Source organism: Reichenbachiella agarivorans (assembly GCF_025502585.1).
GTDB lineage: Bacteria > Bacteroidota > Bacteroidia > Cytophagales > Cyclobacteriaceae > Reichenbachiella > Reichenbachiella agarivorans.
In genome coordinates this window covers 753,817-771,662 of the sequence record NZ_CP106679.1, presented here as the reverse complement: position 1 = coordinate 771,662, position 17,846 = coordinate 753,817, and the positions used below count along the sequence as shown (strand labels likewise).

Sequence of the window (17,846 nt, the reverse complement as noted above, 5' to 3'; positions counted from 1 at the left end):
AAGTCATAAACAAAAGCTAAATTAGATGAGATATAAACTTCTTCTGGAGTTAAAAGGGATGCTGATAGTTGATCTTCACATAATGTCCAATATGAACTATTTGAATTTATGGAATTGTTTGTAGGAGTAAAGGATTCTTCTTTACAAATGTTTGATGAAACGGAGAAATCGGCAATCGGACACTGTGAGTAACTATTAGTGCTACACAACCCTAAAATAATTATAGAAAAAATTGCGAATAACTTATACATTCTTGTATCTGTTAATGGGATACAACGAATCTTTAGAGTAAATATTGATCTCAAAGTGGTTTAAAACGCGTTGTAATTTCAACTGCATTTCATCATTAAAATAATGGTGCCACTTTGCTAATTGTTTCTGAGAACTGTCTTCTGCCAGGTCTACAGTCGTAAAACTCGCTTTATGTAGATTGCCGTATAGGTTTTTTGGCATTTCTATTTTCCATTCTTTTAAAATATCTTCGATTGCTTCGCTGGTATTCAATAGTAGATCTTCATAAAAGCAGAGGATCCATTTGCTATTGGGTAGTTGTAATTCTCTATTGGTAATGCACCAAATTGCGACTAGGCTCTCTTCTTTTGATTGTAAGGATTCTAAAAACTCTTTGTTTTTGAGATAAGTATCGTTGTGAGACATATTTGGTATGGTGAAGCCATCAAATGTATAATCCCATCCCCCTTGTTTTAGTTGAGAAGCTACTACTGCAAAAGGATGCCTCAATAACACAATCGGTTTGTACTTGAACTGATATTGGTTGCACAACCAATGTATCAAATGGTTTCCTCTACAAAATTTAATGATAGGTATTTTACAATCTACGTAGTTGGAGACGTTGAATCTCTTGGTAGTCCACTCATTGAGAGGGTTTAGTTGTAATATTTTATCAAATGCATTGTTTGCCTTTTGCCAATTTGCATTTTCAGGAATGTGTTGTCTCCATCCAAAGTTTATTTTACGAATGTATTTGTTGTGATTCGGAGCTAGTGGTTCCCAATAGATAATAGAATTGGGGATATGATTGAGGAGTTCTGCTAACCATGTACTTCCTCCTCTTGGATCACTGAAAATAAGGATAGAGTTTTCACGAGGAAAAGACTTGAAGTGTTTGATAATATTGAGAAGTAAGAGTTTTATCTCAAGTTTGATTCTCTTAGCGATTCTATTCAATTTTAGAATTTGTTTGATTTACGATTCTTTAGGCAAGCTCAATATATCTCTAACTATAGAAGGTTGCTTTCATGTAGGTTATGTACTTTATCATACAAAGATATTATAAAGTACATTGATAATATTTTGATACGATCTATATGTCAACCCAATGTTGATACACCTTTGTTGCATCACGGATTTATCTACCAGTAACAATGCAGATATTCTTGTCATGTCAGATACCGCATTGTTTTTAGAATATTGATTTAAAACTATACCAACTTTGTGTTCTTTTGCTATTGTATCGTCTTCTGAGATACCCTTGCAAACAATGTATGGCAACCCGCAAAGCAAGTATTCGGCGACTTTTGTGGGAGACCTAAATTTTTGGGAGGGAGTAGGTGGGATTGCCACTATGCCCATATCAGCTGCGCTGAGATAGTCGGGCATTTGGCTGGACGGAATAAACGGTCTCAAATGATAAGCACTTTGAGGAATGTTTTCTTCTTTCATCCATGTGACAATCTTGTCATGATCGTAGTTTGTCGCTATCAAAAAGAAGGCATGGTCGTCATGAGCATAGAGTGCTGCGAATAGGTTGATGATTTCCCTTTCATAATAGAGGCCGCCTAGTTTGCCTGGGTATATATATACAGTCTTGTCATGTACGTCTAGGGATTTTCTCAATTCGTACCTTGCTTCGGGCTTGAAATAAAAAGTCCCAGAATCTACAGCGGTGGGAGCGCGATATACTTTGGCTTTTATCCCTTCAGCTTTCAATTTTTCGACCATGTGAATAGTGCCTGTCATGATGTCGCTGGCATGTCGAGCAGCCATTTTTTCTAAACTATTGAGGATTAGATAGTTCCAACTACTCTTTTGCCATAGTCCGAGTTCGACCATGAAATCACTATGAGGTTCATAACTATAGATCACCAGTTTGAGATTGAGCAAACGAGTGAATATTACTGAAATGGCTGCTGCCACATTGGCAAATGCAAAAATGTATTGAGTCTTGTATTTTAACTTTATACTGAACACAAGAAAGAAAGTAGTAATCACGTCAATGGCCTTTTTGATCAGTAGAAATCGTCCCGTGTGGAATTTCCTAGGGTGCCAGTAGATGTTGTAATCCTCTAGTTCTTTCTTTTCTTGTTGTGTTTCTTCGGCAGTCAGTGCATATTCGGGCTGTTCGAAAGTGATTAGGTCAAACCTGTAACAGCCGTTTTCGCTCAAGGTTTTGATGTAGCGCAATAGCAGGTTTTGAAACAAGGGGTCCCTGTAGCTGTTGTAGATGAATACCAATATAGGGATAGGTTGTTTCATGCTGTAAATATTCTAAACGGACATACTAGTGCTGATGCCAGTTTTTTGCCATCAAAAAGGTAGGAAAGGAACATGATTCTACAAATTCTTGATCGTAGATAGAAAATCTGTGACCCACTTGCCAAATTCATCATCCTTGTTTTCTTGATTACATCTCGATAGCCCTTTTCTAGTCCTTGGAGATTTTTCATCGCGGATGTATTGGATTGTCTGTATTCAAGTATGACTTGATTTGTACAGTGATAAGATTTGCCTTTGGCTAGTTGGATATAAAACCACAAATCTTCCGAATGAGTCATGTCAGTGTCGAATTGATATACAAGTTCGGTTCTTTTTATCATCCATGTATTGCCAAAGAAACAAGAATTGTCGAGTCTCAACAATCTATCAAAGACCAATCCATGAAATGTAGGAACATATCCTTTGTTTTTGATGATGCCATACTGATCGAAGTAAGTCACAGCACCATCAACGAAACTCAACGCAGGCTCACCTTCGAAAACGGCTAAGCGGCTAGATAATCCCTCAGTCGTCATTCTATCATCTCCATCCAAAAAACAAAAGTAATCTCCCGTCATCAGTTTTAGACCTACGTTGCGAGCGGCACTGACACCTTGGTTTGCTTGTGTTACAAAGTGTATGCGGGGGTCGTCGTAGCGTTGGATTATCTCGGCAGAGCGATCTGTACTGCCGTCATTGATCACGAGCAGTTCCCAGTTCGTATGACTTTGTGCCAATACTGACTCGATGGCTTCTGCGACATACTTCTCCGCATTGTAGACAGGCATGATGATGGACACGAGTTCAGGCATGGTTGCTAATTTTGTTTTCTATGCGCTCGATTTGCCGATTGTAGCTGTTGTCTTGGGCGATGGCTTTGCGTTTTTGTTGCCATGACTGATCGTTCCATTCCTTGATATGGGTGATGCATTTGCGGATTTGCTCGGCAAAGCTCGCATTTTGTGTACACATGGCAATGATTGGAGACTTGTATTGGGCAAAAGTCCCTGTGTAGGTTGCGGCGATCATTTTGCCTGTACCTAGGTACTCCATCATTTTGTGAGGGTTGGCTTGATCTTCGTGGTGTTTGTCTTGGTAGCAGATGGTCAAGATGTCTGCTGCAGCATAGTATGAGGGAAGTTCGTCTGCCAGGACTTTTCCCAAAAAAAAGACTCTATCGTGATGGAATAACTCCGTCAAGGATTGCCATGTTGGGTTCTGATTAATTTGTTCTTTGTCTAGTGGCCCCAAAAAGATGAAGTCTGCTTCTGGGTTTTTGAGAATAGCATCTTGCATATGTTGCCAATCCAAATACGGCATATTGAGATTCCCTGCATAGAGCACTTTGGTGGAGTGTTCACCTGGTAGGATTTTAGGATTGGATGAGGGTTTGGCATTATAGCCATGATTGATGAAATGGGCGTTGGTGTTGAAATGCAAAAGACGGTCTCCGATATGTTGGGTGGTATAAAAGCAAATATCGGCTGTTTGAGCAGCTTTTTTGGTTTCAAAATCCTGATTCAAATCGACGATGTGCGAGATGTTGTAGGTGTCTAGCAGGGTAAAGTCGAAGAATACCGAATTGTCAAAGGACCAGATGATGTCAAACGTGAGCCCACAGTGCTTTTCTATTTGTTGAAGTTTGTGTTTGATCAGTCTTCGTGAGACAAAAGAAGGCAGTTTCCTTAACCCTTTGAGAAATTTGGGGTAATTCAGCACTTTCAAGTTGTCAATGCCCGTAGAGTGGACACTCCATTTGTCTTGAGGTGGGTTGGCAAACACTACTCGGTTGCCCCGCTCCGCCAAGTGCCGTGCATAGTGATGCTTGGAAACAAAGATATGATCCCAAGGTTCGGGGGAGATCAGTAGTATGTTTTTGTCTATGAGATTCATCAGGTGGCAAGATAATGAGAAGCTGGGGGATAGTACAAGAAAAGGAGCGTAGCTCTGGCATCTTCGTAGATAAAAAGAGTCTGCTACACAAAAGGGGCGCTAGCCCTGACATCTAAAAAAATGTCTGCCTCGGCACGGTGTGTGCCCCATTAGCCTTTTCCATCTAAGATGTCAGGACTAACGTCCCTCAAGACTCATTATCGCACAAATACTACGAAGATATCAGGGCTACGCCCCTTCATCCTATTAAGCACAATTGATGCAGATCTCAACTCTTTCATGTGACCAAAAAAGCCCTGACAGGTTTTTGAAACCTGTCAGGGCTTGTTGATTAGGCTGCTGCTTTAACGATACCGAGCATCTCCAGCAATTGTGCATCATCCTCAAGAGCAATGCGGGCAATGGCTTTGAAATCACTCATCCAATCCATCAGTAGGTCTAGTGCTTCATCCCTTTTGATGGTGGCGTCTTGGGCTTCTCCCGTTTCTTTGAGTTGAATAGACAGCTTGTTGGCGACATCTTGCACCAGTAATTGTGTGCTCGCTAGTACCTCTTGGCTCACCCCGAATTGGTTCATAGCCGTGAGGACATCAGGGTTGCTCAACGCATTCAGGTAAAATACCGTGGCTTGACTGACCCAGCCTGACTGACTTTTTTTGCGTCTTCCATTGATTTGGAGTGATTGCCAGATCCCACGCTCGTTTTTGAGTGCTATCCTCGCAATTTTGACATGCTTTATGTACCATTTGTCTGCTGTTTTCATTGATTTGGAAAGTGCATCGGTGGCCGAATACTGTTCACCATACTCTTTCTTTTGCTTGGTGTGGAGTGTTTTTCCTTGATCAAGCAAAGCTTGATTCTCCGCTACTTTCGTAGTGTCATAGCCGTATAGCGCCATTGCACTTTTGACAGCATCGTTGGTAGTAGCGTTGTGAATGGCTACTTCTGCTTGTAGCAGTTGCGCATCAATTGTTTGATTGTTCATGTTAGATTGTTTTAGGTGAAAAAATATATTTGATAATTAATTAAGCATATCCCATGATAGGACTATTGAGTACTGTGGGGAAATGACAGAGGACGGTGATAAAATGGCTCAGTACCATGAAGAAATGGTTCGTCACCATAAAGGAATCATTCGCACCCTCTATCATATGGCTTAGCACCCTAAGGAAATGACTCAGTACCACGAGAAAATCATATTTCCCCTCCAAAAAATCATTCATCAACGGTGACGAGCCATTTCTAGCGGGTGTTGTGTTGTTTCTCTACAGTGTTTTGCTATTTGCCTAGGGTGTAGCGTGATTGCTAGCCAGTAATGAATAATATTGGGGTCGCATTTATCCCTTTTCTAAGGGAGAGATGGCATACTGTATTTTTGATATTTGACTGTACAGACGAGCAGTCTGTCAGAGGGGTGGGTTGGGGTTGGCATTTCATCGTATAGTTGGTTTTAATAGGGGGTTAGTCTCAATGGTCTGCTATTTCTAAACTAAGAAAGGATGAGGAGAAATGAAAATTTTCAAGTATGTTTTGTGTAATTGATGTGTATTAATAGCCTGAGTTTACACTCCACAGGAGCTGAATGGAGACGTTCTGAAACTATTTTGCACATGTTATTGGTAGCAGTTATAGCCAACTCTTAGCATAGTCTTTGATTAAATGCAAGGCTAAATGATAATTAAACCCCCGCAACTGTATTGGGAGGGTGGAGCATAGGATTTTATACTTCTTTAGCAATTTCAAAGGTTCGTACTTTCTGATGTTATAACGATACGAGTGCATTTTTGAAAAGCGAAGGAGGAGCTCTCTGAGTTGTATGGGACTCACTTTGCTTTCGAAATAGTAGTATGATTTGAAAACCTCATCCAAAAGTCCCACTTGGTTGTATCCCCAATCTTTCGCATTGAAAGTAGTAATGCCCGTTTTGTATATGGGAGCGTAAATACCGCCCAAACGAAACAAGCAGTCAGCTGTCCAAAATATGAACAAATATGGATTGCGATAGGCTGGTTTGTCTAGGTAGCTTTCTAAAAGACTATCTCTAGTCAAGAGTATTCCAGACATTTGGTGAGCCAAATGAGAAATGGCCCACATTGTCTCATAGCCTGGCTCATATGTCTTGGATGCAAAGGATTCATTTCTAGCATCGACCACTGTGCCATCTGCATTCAAATTTTTTAAGCCTGGAATAATGCATCCTATGTTTTGTTCTTGAATCTGTGCTACACAGTAGGCCAAATAGCCATCAGCTATGTAATCATCATCACCAATCCACATCACGTATGGACTCACTGCCCGTCCCATTAGGTCTACTACATTGGGTTCTAAACCTATGTTGGTATTTTGTCTATGGTAGTAGATACTGATCGTGGGATTTGCTTGGATGAGTTCTTGGACTGTCGCTTGTGTATGGTCACTAGAGCAATTGTCAGAAACACAGATGGCTACTTGGTCTTGTAGGTTGGCTTCTGATATCTGTTGGACAAGTAATTGGATGTTTTTAGCCAAAAACTCACATCGGTTGTAAGTGGGAATGAGGATGTCTATTATGCGATTCATAGGGGCCAGTTTTTGTCTTTTTCTGATACGATGGGCATATTGGTTTTCCAATGATTGACAACCAATGGGTGCTGCCAGTTGACACCACCTTCTGCTTCTGGATGATAATCCTTGTTGGAATAATAGAGGACATCTGTATGGGGAGTCAGTACCTCATATCCAGTAGCAAACCCTTCAGGTATTAATAATCCCAGCTGTGCTTGATCTAGAATATATGAACCAGAAAGTTGATAAGTTGTACTCTCAGGATTGACGTCCAAGTAGACCAAATTGATTTGACCAGTGAGTACTCTAAAGAACTTGGATTCTGCAAACCCTCCTTTTTGAAAATGGAGTCCTCTTAGTATTCCCGATTCGCGATTTTGAACATAATTGACCTGTGCGATCGCGTATTTGTGTAATGGAGTGTCATGGTTAAACAACTTCATGAATCCACCTCTTTCGTCTTGAAAGCGTGGCGACTCTATCAGTAAAATGCCACCCGGCAATTCTTTCAGAATTTTCATTTGTATTTCAAGATTTCATTTTTAATCTCTCGGTTGGGATTCCAACCCAGATCAGTCCGGGCTTTGGTGTCATCCATAGCGAGGTATTGCATGCTAGTGTCTCTTCTTTCCATGTTTGTGAATTCAAAATCCTCAAATGCCCCATGTGTCAATGCATGGATGGCTTCAGAAATTACTTCCTTTAGTGTTTGGGTCGTCCCACCAAGATGGTAAATGCCTGAGTGGGATTGTATTTGCCTGTCGGTCACGATCTCTGCTACATCATCGACATGTACAAACTGTCGTGTCTGTGTACCAGCACTGAATGTCATGTGCTGTTGGTGGGCTATACAATCGACTATGTAGGGAAACAAACGGTGTTTGTTTTCTCCTGCACCGTAGATGTTGGGTAGTACAAAATGAAGTAGTTGTTGATGACCGTTTGCTATTTGCGTGTCAACGAAGGTGGTCAACAAAGATTTGGAGATACAGTAGTTGTTGGGTTTTGGATTGGTATTATTAATGAATAGGTTTTCATCAAAGGGGACATTATTCTGAGAATTGCCAAACTCGAAATAGGAACCAAAGGTCACTATTTTTCCTGTATAACCGAGTCCAATGAGAGCGTTGATCAAACGAATGGGTTCAAAAGTATTGAGCTCATAGATCAGAGATACGTCGTCTGAGTTTTTGGGTTGAATACCTTGACCCGCACAATAATAGATGACTTCACTGGATAAAATCTGCTGTATGTCAAATCCAGATAAGAAACTGATGCTAGGGAAACTATAGCACGAAGCTTCTTGACGGCCATATAGCTTGTGATCACGATTTGTAAGGCATTTGACCAAAGACTTGGCTAGAAAGGAAGAGGAGCCAATGATTGCTATTTTAGACATATTGGTTTTTTGCAGATTCCAAATAGTTAGAGATATTGGTTTGACAAATATGGAGAGGTTCTTCACCACCCTCATAACGCAAATACCAATTCATAGCTTGACTGATGGCCTCTTGCCCGTTCCAAACGGGTCGCCAGCCAAGTTCTTTTTTGGCTCTGTTGCTGTCTAGCAATAGCTGCCCCGTTTCTTTAAGTGCTGTTAGATTTTGATCAATGGTATAATTTCCTCTTCCCGTGACTTTCATGGCTATTTTGGTAAGGTCTTCTACATTGATTTTTTCCTCTGTATCTGGGCCAAAATTGTATATGTAGTTTTCGCTGATGTGAGATTGAGCGATAGCTAATAAGTAGCCCATCAATGCATCCAATACATGTTGCCATGGTCGAATCGCATGAGGATTTCTGAGAACCAAGGTCTCGTTTTTGAGCAGAGACCTAGCTATGTCTGGAACAATTCGGTTGGTGGCCCAATCCCCCCCACCAATCACATTGCCAGCTCTGCCAATCACAGAGGTTTTCTGATTTTGACCATTGAGACCAAAGCTATTGATGTAGGATTGTAACACGATTTCCATGGCTGCTTTGCTGGCACTATAGGGATCATGACCTCCCAGCTCGTCACTTTCTTGATAGGGAATAGATGATTCCTTGTTTTTGTAGACTTTGTCTGTGGTGATGGCCAATAGGCTACATGGATGGTCAAGTTTCCTGAAAGCTTCTAGCACGTTGACAGTTCCTCCGATATTGACATCAAAAGTATATTTGGGGTCATTGTACGAATCAATCACCAAAGGCTGAGCTGCAAAGTGAAACACAAAATCTGGAGAGAATTGTTTGATTTCGGTATTTAAGCGATCAGCATCCCTCAAATCAGCGATTACTGAATCACACATTAGATCGCCATCAATTTGACGATAGAGGCTGGTTTGCTCTGCCTCCAGTGCATAGCCTTTTACCTGTGCGCCTAGGTGGTGGAGCAATACGAGCATCCAACTGCCTTTGAAACCTGTATGTCCTGTAAGGAAGATTTTTTTGCCTTTGAATGTGTTGAGTAATTTCATTTTTTACGAGCGATTACAAAATAAACGTCAGAATCCAGATTTCTGTGCGCGTCTAATGTTTTAGACCACTTAGAAAAACGTTCGGTACATACCATGATCATTTGTGCGAATATGCAAAATGGCGTCTTCCATACTTTGGCAAAAGGGAAGGATAATAAAACAGCATCTTGCCACAAATGAATGGTAGTGGTCAAGAAGCTCAATGAGCCTTTGAATTCTACGATTTCAAATCCGTTGTTTTCAAATGTTTTTTTTAGACCTGCAGAAGTCCATCGCCAATAATCAATTGGGTCAGGGTGATACTTCCACTGACCATGGGTAGAGGCAATGATATGTCCTTCGTTTTTTAACATGCGATGAGCCTCCAGCAGATATTTGTTATAATCGCTGACATGTTCTAATACCTGTATGGACCATACGATATCGCAGCTAGCTTCGTCAATGTTGCACTTGTTGGTATCAAGGTCTACTATTCTGTTGGCTTTTGGGTTGCCAGGGATGTCAATGGCCAAGTATTCTTGACAATAGGGCGAGAGTATATGGTGGTATGGGAGTTCTCCACAACCAAAGTCGGCTAATACGACTTTAGTTCCAGTCTTTATATACTTGTCAATGACATGGTTTATTAGACGGTTGAGAGATTTTAGATGAACATAGCGTGAGTTGGACAATTTTGGTTTGGCACGATCTACTTTATCTATTCTAGAATTGTATTGTCCTTCTATTGCCATGACTTCCATTTTGGTTCTTTTTTCCACATCGCCTCCAGCTCTACCTTGTCTCGTAGAATATCCATGGACTTCCAAAAGCCATGGTGTTTGTACGCAACCAGTTGTTGGTCTTTTACCAAGTTTTTCATGGGGTCTTCTTCCCACATGGTGTCGTCCATGTCACCGTCGAGGTATTTGAATACTTCTTTGTTGAGTACAAAGAACCCTCCATTGATCCACGATCCACCACTATTAGGTTTTTCTGTGAACCCATGTACTTCGCCGTTTTCATCCATCTCGATCACTCCGAATTTACCTGCAGGCTGGATCGTAGATACGGTTGCGATTTTATCATGCTTTTGGTGAAATTGCACCAAGTCATGAATGTTGATATCACTGACCCCATCTCCATAAGTGAGCATGAATTGATCCTCTTTGATATATGGTGCTATTCTCTTGAGTCTACCTGCTGTTTTGGTGTCATGTCCCGTGTCTATCAGGGTTATTTTAAAATTTTCAGAATGGTCTTTGTGTATGGTCGTACTGTTGTCAGACAGGTCCACTGTGATGTCAGCATTGTGAATGAAATAATTCATAAAGTACTCTTTGATCACATAGCCTTTGTAGCCCAGACAAATGATGAATTCATTGAATCCATAATGTGCATAACTTTTCATGATGTGCCAGAGAATGGGTTTGCCACCGATCTCAATCATAGGCTTTGGTTTGAGGTGGGATTCCTCTGAGATACGTGAGCCTAAACCGCCTGCGAAGATTACTACCTGCATTTATTTGTTAGTTATTGTTAAGTAACGTAGAAGTGAGACCAAATTTATTCTGTTTGAGAATATCAATGAAGTGCCTAATCCAATTAATGATGAATAAAGGAGTGTGTCATAGTTGAATAGGATCGAAAAAGTCATTGAAACACACGTAACCACCATGGTAAAATAATCAAATAGGATAGAAAATGGCTTTAATTTAAATACTTTGTAATAGATGAAGTAAATGATCAGTGGCCATAGTATCAACGTATTTGATAAAGTAAGTAAAAAGGCAATTATTTCTACACTAAAGAATGTACCAATTATAACCGAACCTATATTTAAAATTACAATTGTTACTCCTAAGGGAGTAATTAATTTTTGCATTTTGAATAGAATTAGGAATTCTACTACGAAGAAAGTTTGTACTTGACTAAGCATTAATACGCCAAAATAGGGTAAGTAAATCCCAACTTCTGACCATTCAGCTCCCCATAGAAATAATGCAACTTCCCTTCCGAACAGTATAAAAGGAATACTTAGTGGGAAACAAATAGCTACAACCAATACTTGTAATCGATGGATGTTGCTTCTGATCGAATAAATGTCATTACTTTTTGAGAAGTTAGGAAAGGCTACCTTGTTTATGATAGCAGGGATTAACTGTATAATCATATATAGTAAACTATATGCCCTGTTATAAAGCCCAAGTTCCATTTGCGAGTATATTTTTCCTATAATGATGTTGTCGGAGTTTCTAGAAAAGTAATTTATAATGCTAAATGAAAACAAATTGGAAAGCGTTTTCTTTTGCTTCTTATAATTTTCTCTGATACTGATCGTCCGAAAAGGAAGGAGTTTAACACGAGTCTTGAATAACAGAATACATGTCATAATTAAATTAAGCAGAATCTCTTGACAAATAATTGACCAAAATGAAAAGCCTGTATAGGCCATTAAAATTGCCAAAAGAGCACTGGGAATAAAGGAGTATAGTTGGTATATACCTAATTGATCGAACTTGAGTTCTTTTCTTAAAATGGCTTGTGGGACGAGTCCTAACGAAGTGATGATGAAATTAACAGAACTCAGTAATAGTGGTATGAACAAAGGAATCTCTGAATAGAACATTGCTGCAGGAAAGGCAATCAATGCTATTATGCCAAATTGAACAATTCCAATGAACAAACTCATGGTATGCCAAGTATTGTTAAAGGTATCATCATTGTTCTGCTGTTTGACAATGATGCTAGGAATCCCCGCATACTGAAACACTAAAATGATTCCAGTAAATATTTGTAAAACGATGATGACAGCATATTCTGAGGGAGAAAGAAACCGAGAAAGTACAAGAGTCACCAAAAAGCGGAGAACAAAGATTATATAAGTGTATAGGCCAGAGCGAATTACGCCGTGAGCTATTTTTTTTAGGCTACTCAATGTTTATTACTTCAGATGTGTGATTGATTTTGTACATGAATTAAGTATTACAAGTACCTATTGGCAAGAGAAGATATCTATATGCTAAAATAATGAATGACAAATATAAGTTCATGGCTTGGTAATATACGATCACGTACAGGACTAACAGTAGGATTATATTGCAAGTCAATTCTTCTTCTCAAGTTCATCCAAAATCAGCCTTGTTAAATTATCCCTTATTTTACCGCCCTTGAGATGATCTGGATCTGCAAAGGCTGATTCATCATAAATATTGTGAAAATCATACAGTTTAATCTGATCATCGCTTCTGATAAAAGTCTTTGTCAGCGTGTCATAATACAGTTCAGGATCAAAACAAGTTGAATGTTGGTAGTAGTAGTGGGGAGTGACTGGAAAGCGTATCAAGATTAATTCAATATCATGTAACCTACAGAGTTCAATTATCTGTTCAAAGTAATATTGACCTAGCTCTGATATTTGCTGATTTTGACAGGCTGAATCTAAGACCTTTTTCTCTTCTACTGAGAGTTTTTTTATTTCATTCTGATTTCGTAGGGCAGCATTTTTGACTGTGGTCTTCTTAGCAAAGAAATAATCAAAGACCTCAATTTCTCCATTTTTATATGGAAATAGATAGTCTGTAATTCTATTGATGATAAATTCTGTCGGATGCTCGGCGAAATGAAGAAGTTCCGCATGGTTTTCATATCTATTCCAGTAGAATTGGTAGTTCTGATGATCGATATCCGAATGTTTTAACATGCCTAAGTCACAGGAGAGAATAACCTTTGATGGTTTGACAGATAGCTCGTTGATGATATAGTTGAGCTTGTAGTAAGTGTTGTGAATGCCTTCTCCATAGCTCGCCACATTCGATGAATTGGGAAATATGGTAGTTTGGACAGCTAAACTATGGGACGTCCCCATCACTAGATAATCTATATCAGAACTGAGACTCTTCATGATCTCATCACTGTGGAGCAGTTGGCTACTCTTCATGATATGAAGATACGCCTGAGACAAGAGTAGATTGACAATGAGAAAACCGAAAACAAAGACGTAGGTTTTTCGCATACCTTAAAACTGAAAGTAAATAAAGGCCTGAGACTCGTTCATGCCAAAACAAATAATACTAAAACAAACGACCAAATAGAAAAACACTGCTCTCCATGATTTGATTTTTGAATCAAATAAATCTTTGATGAGAAGAATACCTATTGCATAGATGGTAATGAGCAAGTTTAACTTGCTGAAGTTGATGGCTGTTAAGTCAGCAATGATTTGTTCTGTGTCTTCTCTATGAAAGGCAATCTGATTGAAAATGAGTCCTACATCCGAAATATGGTTGGCTCGGAAAATCATCCAACCAATGTTGACAATGAGAAAAGTAAGAGGAATTCTGATAACCGGTGTATGGACGAGTTTTGGTCCCCATTTTTCGATAATCAGCCAAAGGCCATGATAGGCTCCCCAAACTATAAAAGTCCAATTGGCACCATGCCACAATCCACTGATGACGAAGGTGATGAAGATATTATAAGCCCATCTCCATTTGACTACTTTACTACCTCCTAGTGGAATGTATATATAGTCTTTGAACCAAGAGGATAGTGAAATGTGCCATTTTCGCCAAAATCTTGTCACACTAGTAGCAAAATAGGGAGTATCAAAGTTTTTCATCAATTCGACATTGAATAACCTTGAGATCCCAATCGCCATATCTGTATAGCCAGAGAAGTCACAATATATTTGAAATGCAAATAGTACAGTAGCTGCTATCAATAGATAGCCACCATGCTCTGATGGATGATTATAAATAGGATCTATTAACAAGGCCACTCGGTCGGCAATCACTACCTTCTTGAACAAGCCGAAAATAAAATATCTAGCAGCAGGTAGGAGATTTTCGGACTTGAATTGCAGACGGTTTTTTAGTTGATTGATTAGATGCCCTGCTCTTTCGATTGGTCCTGCTACGAGCTGAGGGAAATAGATGACAAAGAGTGCGAATTTTCCAAAGTGCCTTTCTTCTTGTGCATCGCCATGATAAACATCAATGGTATAAGACATGGTTTGAAAAGTGTAAAATGAAATACCAACTGGCAAGAGCCATGTCGCATAAAAAGTTTGTTGTGCTCCAAAGATGTCTGAAATAGAATGAATGAAAAATTCAAAATATTTGAAGAAGAATAGTATCGAAAGATTGGTGAAGAGACTCAACCCGAGAAACAATTTTCTGTTTTTGGAGCTTGCGCTACTTTTGATTTTTAATGCGCAGAAGTAATCAATGATGGTGGAAACAAATATGATCATGGCGTATTCCCATTTCCAAGACATATAAAAAAAATAGCTTGAAATTAATAGAACCGCCCATCTGTAGGGTTTGACGATGACAAATAGTCCAAAGACTATGATGATAAAAAAAATGAATGGAGCAGAATTGAAAAGCATACTATGGGTTTAGCTATTCGTTTTTTTTTGTTTTGAAGGCTGTGCTAGCACCAATACCAATGTATAAAAAGGCATCACAGGAATTTTGTATCGCATCAATGTGCCAAAATTGTAAGTGCTAACACCTACAGCAAAGGCAAACATCAAGGCAAAACAGAGGCAAAATAGTGGTATAGGTCGTCGTAAAGTCCTCAGTATAGATAACCAACGAACCTCTTTGATGATATACAATGTAAGCACGAGCAGTCCCAAGCTTTCTAAAGCTGCCAAAAGCATGAGTGGATTTTTGACCTCCCATAGCCATGGACGAAATAAGGTGACGATAATGCCTTGTGGTGCCAATTTGATCAAACTGCCAATGCTGCCGTCCAGTTCGCCCAGTGTATAGCCAGAGTTGTCACCATGCCTTGCTCCCCAGCCATAGCGAATGTCGTAGGCGGTTATCATTGCAGTTTCTCCTATTTTGTCCAGAGAGTAGCGTTCATTTTCCTCAGAAAGTTCATTCATTGTAAAGTAGCCGCCACCTATGAACAGTGTAAGCAGTAGAGGTGCGACCATAGCTTTGACGAGACTATTCCTTATTTTAGAGATGTAATACATATACATGAACAGAGACGCACCTACCAAGAAACAAAGCAAGATATAAATCTTGATGGCAAAGATGATCCACGCCATGAGTAGCAAAATCAAAAGATTCTTCCAGTTGAATCTGTGGAAAACAGTGATTTGAAATAAGGAATAGGTCATCCAACACAGAGCTGCCAATGTTACACTGTCTTTGAGAATCCCAGACCCCCAAAAAATCACGGAAGGGATAAATAAAATGGCAAGGGCAAGTTGTTTGGATTTGCTAGGATATAGTTTTTGCAAGACACTGTATATAGCCCAGTGCCCACTGAAGGCGAATGAGGCAAAAAAGAGAGCGGTGGCTGAATACGTGCTGAAGGTAAGGAGGTCAAATAGGGCAGTGATTCGGATAATCACCATGGATGCCTTGTCTCTAAACATCCATATTCGCGAACTGTACTGGAATGTTTCTCCATTGAAGTCGCCAGCTTTTTGAAAGAACAAATCTAATCCGACCATGGGATCGTCCATGAATGCCTTCCAAATCCATCGGCTGCCATGGGTATGGTAGGTGAAAGTATCACCACCTCCATAGTACAGTTGATAGATCAATCCCAAGGCAATGGCACCTACAAACTTGGCCAGAAGACCTGGGAGAAAGTATCGTTTAGTGACAGCATTGGTGACCATGGGTCTGATGATATATGCCAGACTCAGCAGGAAGAAGAGGTAAAGGGGTGTTATGAAAAAGTCCTGTGCGGTCAAGCTTGTGTCAGTTGTGGCTGTTGATGATCAGAGAAACGATAAGTTCATTGCAACACCAAAGCTAATAATTAATCACAGACCTGTGCTCAAAATAGCCTGAATAGATTGTGAGACAGGAAAACAATAAGGGCCAAAAAGGCGGTGCTAAGTAAGCTCCTTAATCATACCAAGGTAGCTGCGCTTTGTGAATCTCGCGTTGCAAACATTCCTTGTCACTACATCCTCGTTGCACCACGTTGAGCAATGACTGTGATCAATAGGTTTTTCTATTCGCTTTAGCGCCATTTATTTGGTGGTCTGTGTGTCACAGCCCATGGTGAAGGGACAATCGATGGACAAGCAGCCACCTAATGTGCCAAAATAGGTAAAAGCGTTCCAATTTGTGTCTCATATCTCAATACCCTCTACTCAATACCATTTCATCAATACCCGTACCTCTCCATATAAAATCCCCACTTGTCATGGATTTGCTGGATGATAGCCTCGGGCAATTGGACATGTTTATTCTTCTGATAGCCATCAAATTGTTTGACCTCTTGTTGCAAGGCAGCTTTTACATGTTGGAAGTCTCCTAATCCTAGGTGTTGGTAGATGAGCTCTAATTGCGTCATTGAATTTGCCACAAAGCTGGCATAATCTACTTCGATGATTTGGCCGTTCGGAATCAACTTGATATCCTCTAGATACTTGGTGTAGAGTTGGGCAAAAGAGTCAATGATGAAAGTCTCGATGGCCTCTGTGGTGGTTTTGTGTAGGTTGAGGATAGGTAGTACTTTGGCATAGAGTACGACATTGGACTGGAAGACTTCATAAGGATCGCGATGGATATGAATGAATAATGCATCTGGATACAGTTCGTAGATTTCTTGAAGTCGAGCGGTATTGGCGGGACTCTTGAGTACCAATTGTTTCCCTTTGTTTTTGTAGGTCAGCTTTTGGACAAAGTAGTGAAAGTCTCTTTTCCAGATTGTTTTGACTTTTGGGTCTCCCGATGCGAAAACTACGTCACGGTCAAATACCTGCTGTAGATGCTGCGGAAAATAAAAACCGTGCATGAAGGAAGAGGTACTGATATTGGCCATGGCAAACTCTTCTTCTTTGGGCATTTTGGCTCCTGCTTTTACATTGTCTTGCGGCCTGGTGCCAGGCATGAAAGCGTCTAGAATTTTTGCGGTGATCTTGCCTGTCGTCAAGATCAGATGAGGAATCAAAGCATCGGAAGTTGTACAAAAGGCGAAATTGGGGTCAGCACTGATGAGGTAGTGCAGGTAGGTAGTGCCACTGCGTGGGTGACCAAGGATAAAAATGGGGCGTTTTACCGCAGTAGATTTTATTTTCTTGTGGTAAACGAAATATTCTACCAACTGAAATGGAGCATTGACCAGAGAAGTCATCGTGATGAACAGTGCCTTGGGGATGAACTGCCAACCTACGGCCAACCTGTGATGAATCAAGATTTTGATCCATGTATGAAAACTGACACCTAGCGCAGTATGCTTGAAGAGGTTGAAGTAGTCTTGTACTCGATGTTTGATCAGCATTTCAGATGTTTTAGGACAAAACTAATTGATGTGAATGGAGGAGGTCAAAGTTTAAAGTATAAAGTTGAAAGAAAAAGAGTATGAAGTAATGGGAGTCTAGCTTCCTAGGTTTGTGACTCACAAGCCTATCTACTGTGGAATGATGGTCTGTGTGCCACAGACCATGGTTGAGTCTATCTTCCGTGGTATGATGATGGTTTGTGTGACACAGAC

16 protein-coding genes are annotated in these 17,846 nt (G+C 40.1%); all 16 read right to left on the bottom strand.

The window, feature by feature from the left end; genetic code table 11:
• Nucleotides 1–243: 243 nt before the first annotated feature.
• Nucleotides 244–1,188 carry a sulfotransferase domain-containing protein gene (locus N6H18_RS03125; protein ID WP_262310379.1) on the bottom strand — a complete coding sequence of 315 codons (945 nt, stop codon included), beginning with the start codon at nt 1,186–1,188 and terminating at the stop codon, nt 244–246.
• Nucleotides 1,189–1,278: 90 nt separating this feature from the next.
• Nucleotides 1,279–2,496: a glycosyltransferase family protein gene (locus tag N6H18_RS03120; protein ID WP_262310378.1), complete on the bottom strand. Its 1,218-nt coding sequence runs from the start codon at nt 2,494–2,496 to the stop codon at nt 1,279–1,281.
• The gene (locus N6H18_RS03115; protein WP_262310377.1) at nt 2,493–3,308 is read right to left on the bottom strand and encodes a glycosyltransferase family 2 protein; all 816 of its coding nucleotides are present in this window, start codon (nt 3,306–3,308) and stop codon (nt 2,493–2,495) included. Before N6H18_RS03115 ends, N6H18_RS03120 begins: the two co-directional genes overlap by 4 nt.
• Nucleotides 3,301–4,389, bottom strand: a complete 1,089-nt coding sequence (locus N6H18_RS03110; protein ID WP_262310376.1) for a glycosyltransferase family protein — start codon at nt 4,387–4,389, stop codon at nt 3,301–3,303. The genes N6H18_RS03115 and N6H18_RS03110 overlap by 8 nt, the downstream gene beginning before the upstream one ends.
• A 331-nt stretch (nt 4,390–4,720) precedes the next feature.
• Entirely contained in the window at nt 4,721–5,374 is a 654-nt protein-coding gene (locus N6H18_RS03105) for a hypothetical protein (RefSeq protein ID WP_262310375.1), read from the bottom strand.
• A 641-nt stretch (nt 5,375–6,015) separates the two neighbouring features.
• Nucleotides 6,016–6,948, bottom strand: coding sequence for a glycosyltransferase family 2 protein (locus N6H18_RS03100; RefSeq protein ID WP_262310374.1), 933 nt, complete (start codon nt 6,946–6,948; stop codon nt 6,016–6,018).
• Nucleotides 6,945–7,454 (bottom strand): dTDP-4-dehydrorhamnose 3,5-epimerase family protein, encoded by a 510-nt coding sequence (locus tag N6H18_RS03095; RefSeq protein ID WP_262310373.1) that lies wholly within the window; start codon nt 7,452–7,454, stop codon nt 6,945–6,947. Before N6H18_RS03095 ends, N6H18_RS03100 begins: the two co-directional genes overlap by 4 nt.
• Nucleotides 7,451–8,332, bottom strand: coding sequence for an NAD-dependent epimerase/dehydratase family protein (locus N6H18_RS03090; protein ID WP_262310372.1), 882 nt, complete (start codon nt 8,330–8,332; stop codon nt 7,451–7,453). The genes N6H18_RS03095 and N6H18_RS03090 overlap by 4 nt, the downstream gene beginning before the upstream one ends.
• Nucleotides 8,325–9,392: a CDP-glucose 4,6-dehydratase gene (rfbG, locus tag N6H18_RS03085; protein ID WP_262310371.1), complete on the bottom strand. Its 1,068-nt coding sequence runs from the start codon at nt 9,390–9,392 to the stop codon at nt 8,325–8,327. Before rfbG ends, N6H18_RS03090 begins: the two co-directional genes overlap by 8 nt.
• Nucleotides 9,389–10,123: a class I SAM-dependent methyltransferase gene (locus N6H18_RS03080; RefSeq protein WP_262310370.1), complete on the bottom strand. Its 735-nt coding sequence runs from the start codon at nt 10,121–10,123 to the stop codon at nt 9,389–9,391. The genes rfbG and N6H18_RS03080 overlap by 4 nt, the downstream gene beginning before the upstream one ends.
• Nucleotides 10,114–10,890: a glucose-1-phosphate cytidylyltransferase gene (gene rfbF, locus N6H18_RS03075; RefSeq protein ID WP_262310369.1), complete on the bottom strand. Its 777-nt coding sequence runs from the start codon at nt 10,888–10,890 to the stop codon at nt 10,114–10,116. Before rfbF ends, N6H18_RS03080 begins: the two co-directional genes overlap by 10 nt.
• Nucleotides 10,891–12,306 carry an oligosaccharide flippase family protein gene (locus tag N6H18_RS03070; protein ID WP_262310368.1) on the bottom strand — a complete coding sequence of 472 codons (1,416 nt, stop codon included), beginning with the start codon at nt 12,304–12,306 and terminating at the stop codon, nt 10,891–10,893.
• A gap of 168 nt (nt 12,307–12,474) precedes the next feature.
• Nucleotides 12,475–13,383, bottom strand: coding sequence for a hypothetical protein (locus tag N6H18_RS03065; protein ID WP_262310367.1), 909 nt, complete (start codon nt 13,381–13,383; stop codon nt 12,475–12,477).
• 3 nt (nt 13,384–13,386) lie between these two features.
• Nucleotides 13,387–14,760, bottom strand: coding sequence for an MBOAT family O-acyltransferase (locus tag N6H18_RS03060; protein WP_262310366.1), 1,374 nt, complete (start codon nt 14,758–14,760; stop codon nt 13,387–13,389).
• A gap of 9 nt (nt 14,761–14,769) precedes the next feature.
• A complete protein-coding gene (locus tag N6H18_RS03055) occupies nt 14,770–16,092 on the bottom strand; it encodes a hypothetical protein (RefSeq protein WP_262310365.1) in 1,323 nt (440 codons plus the stop codon).
• A gap of 422 nt (nt 16,093–16,514) precedes the next feature.
• Nucleotides 16,515–17,633: a sulfotransferase family protein gene (locus N6H18_RS03050; RefSeq protein WP_262310364.1), complete on the bottom strand. Its 1,119-nt coding sequence runs from the start codon at nt 17,631–17,633 to the stop codon at nt 16,515–16,517.
• Nucleotides 17,634–17,846: the final 213 nt, after the last annotated feature.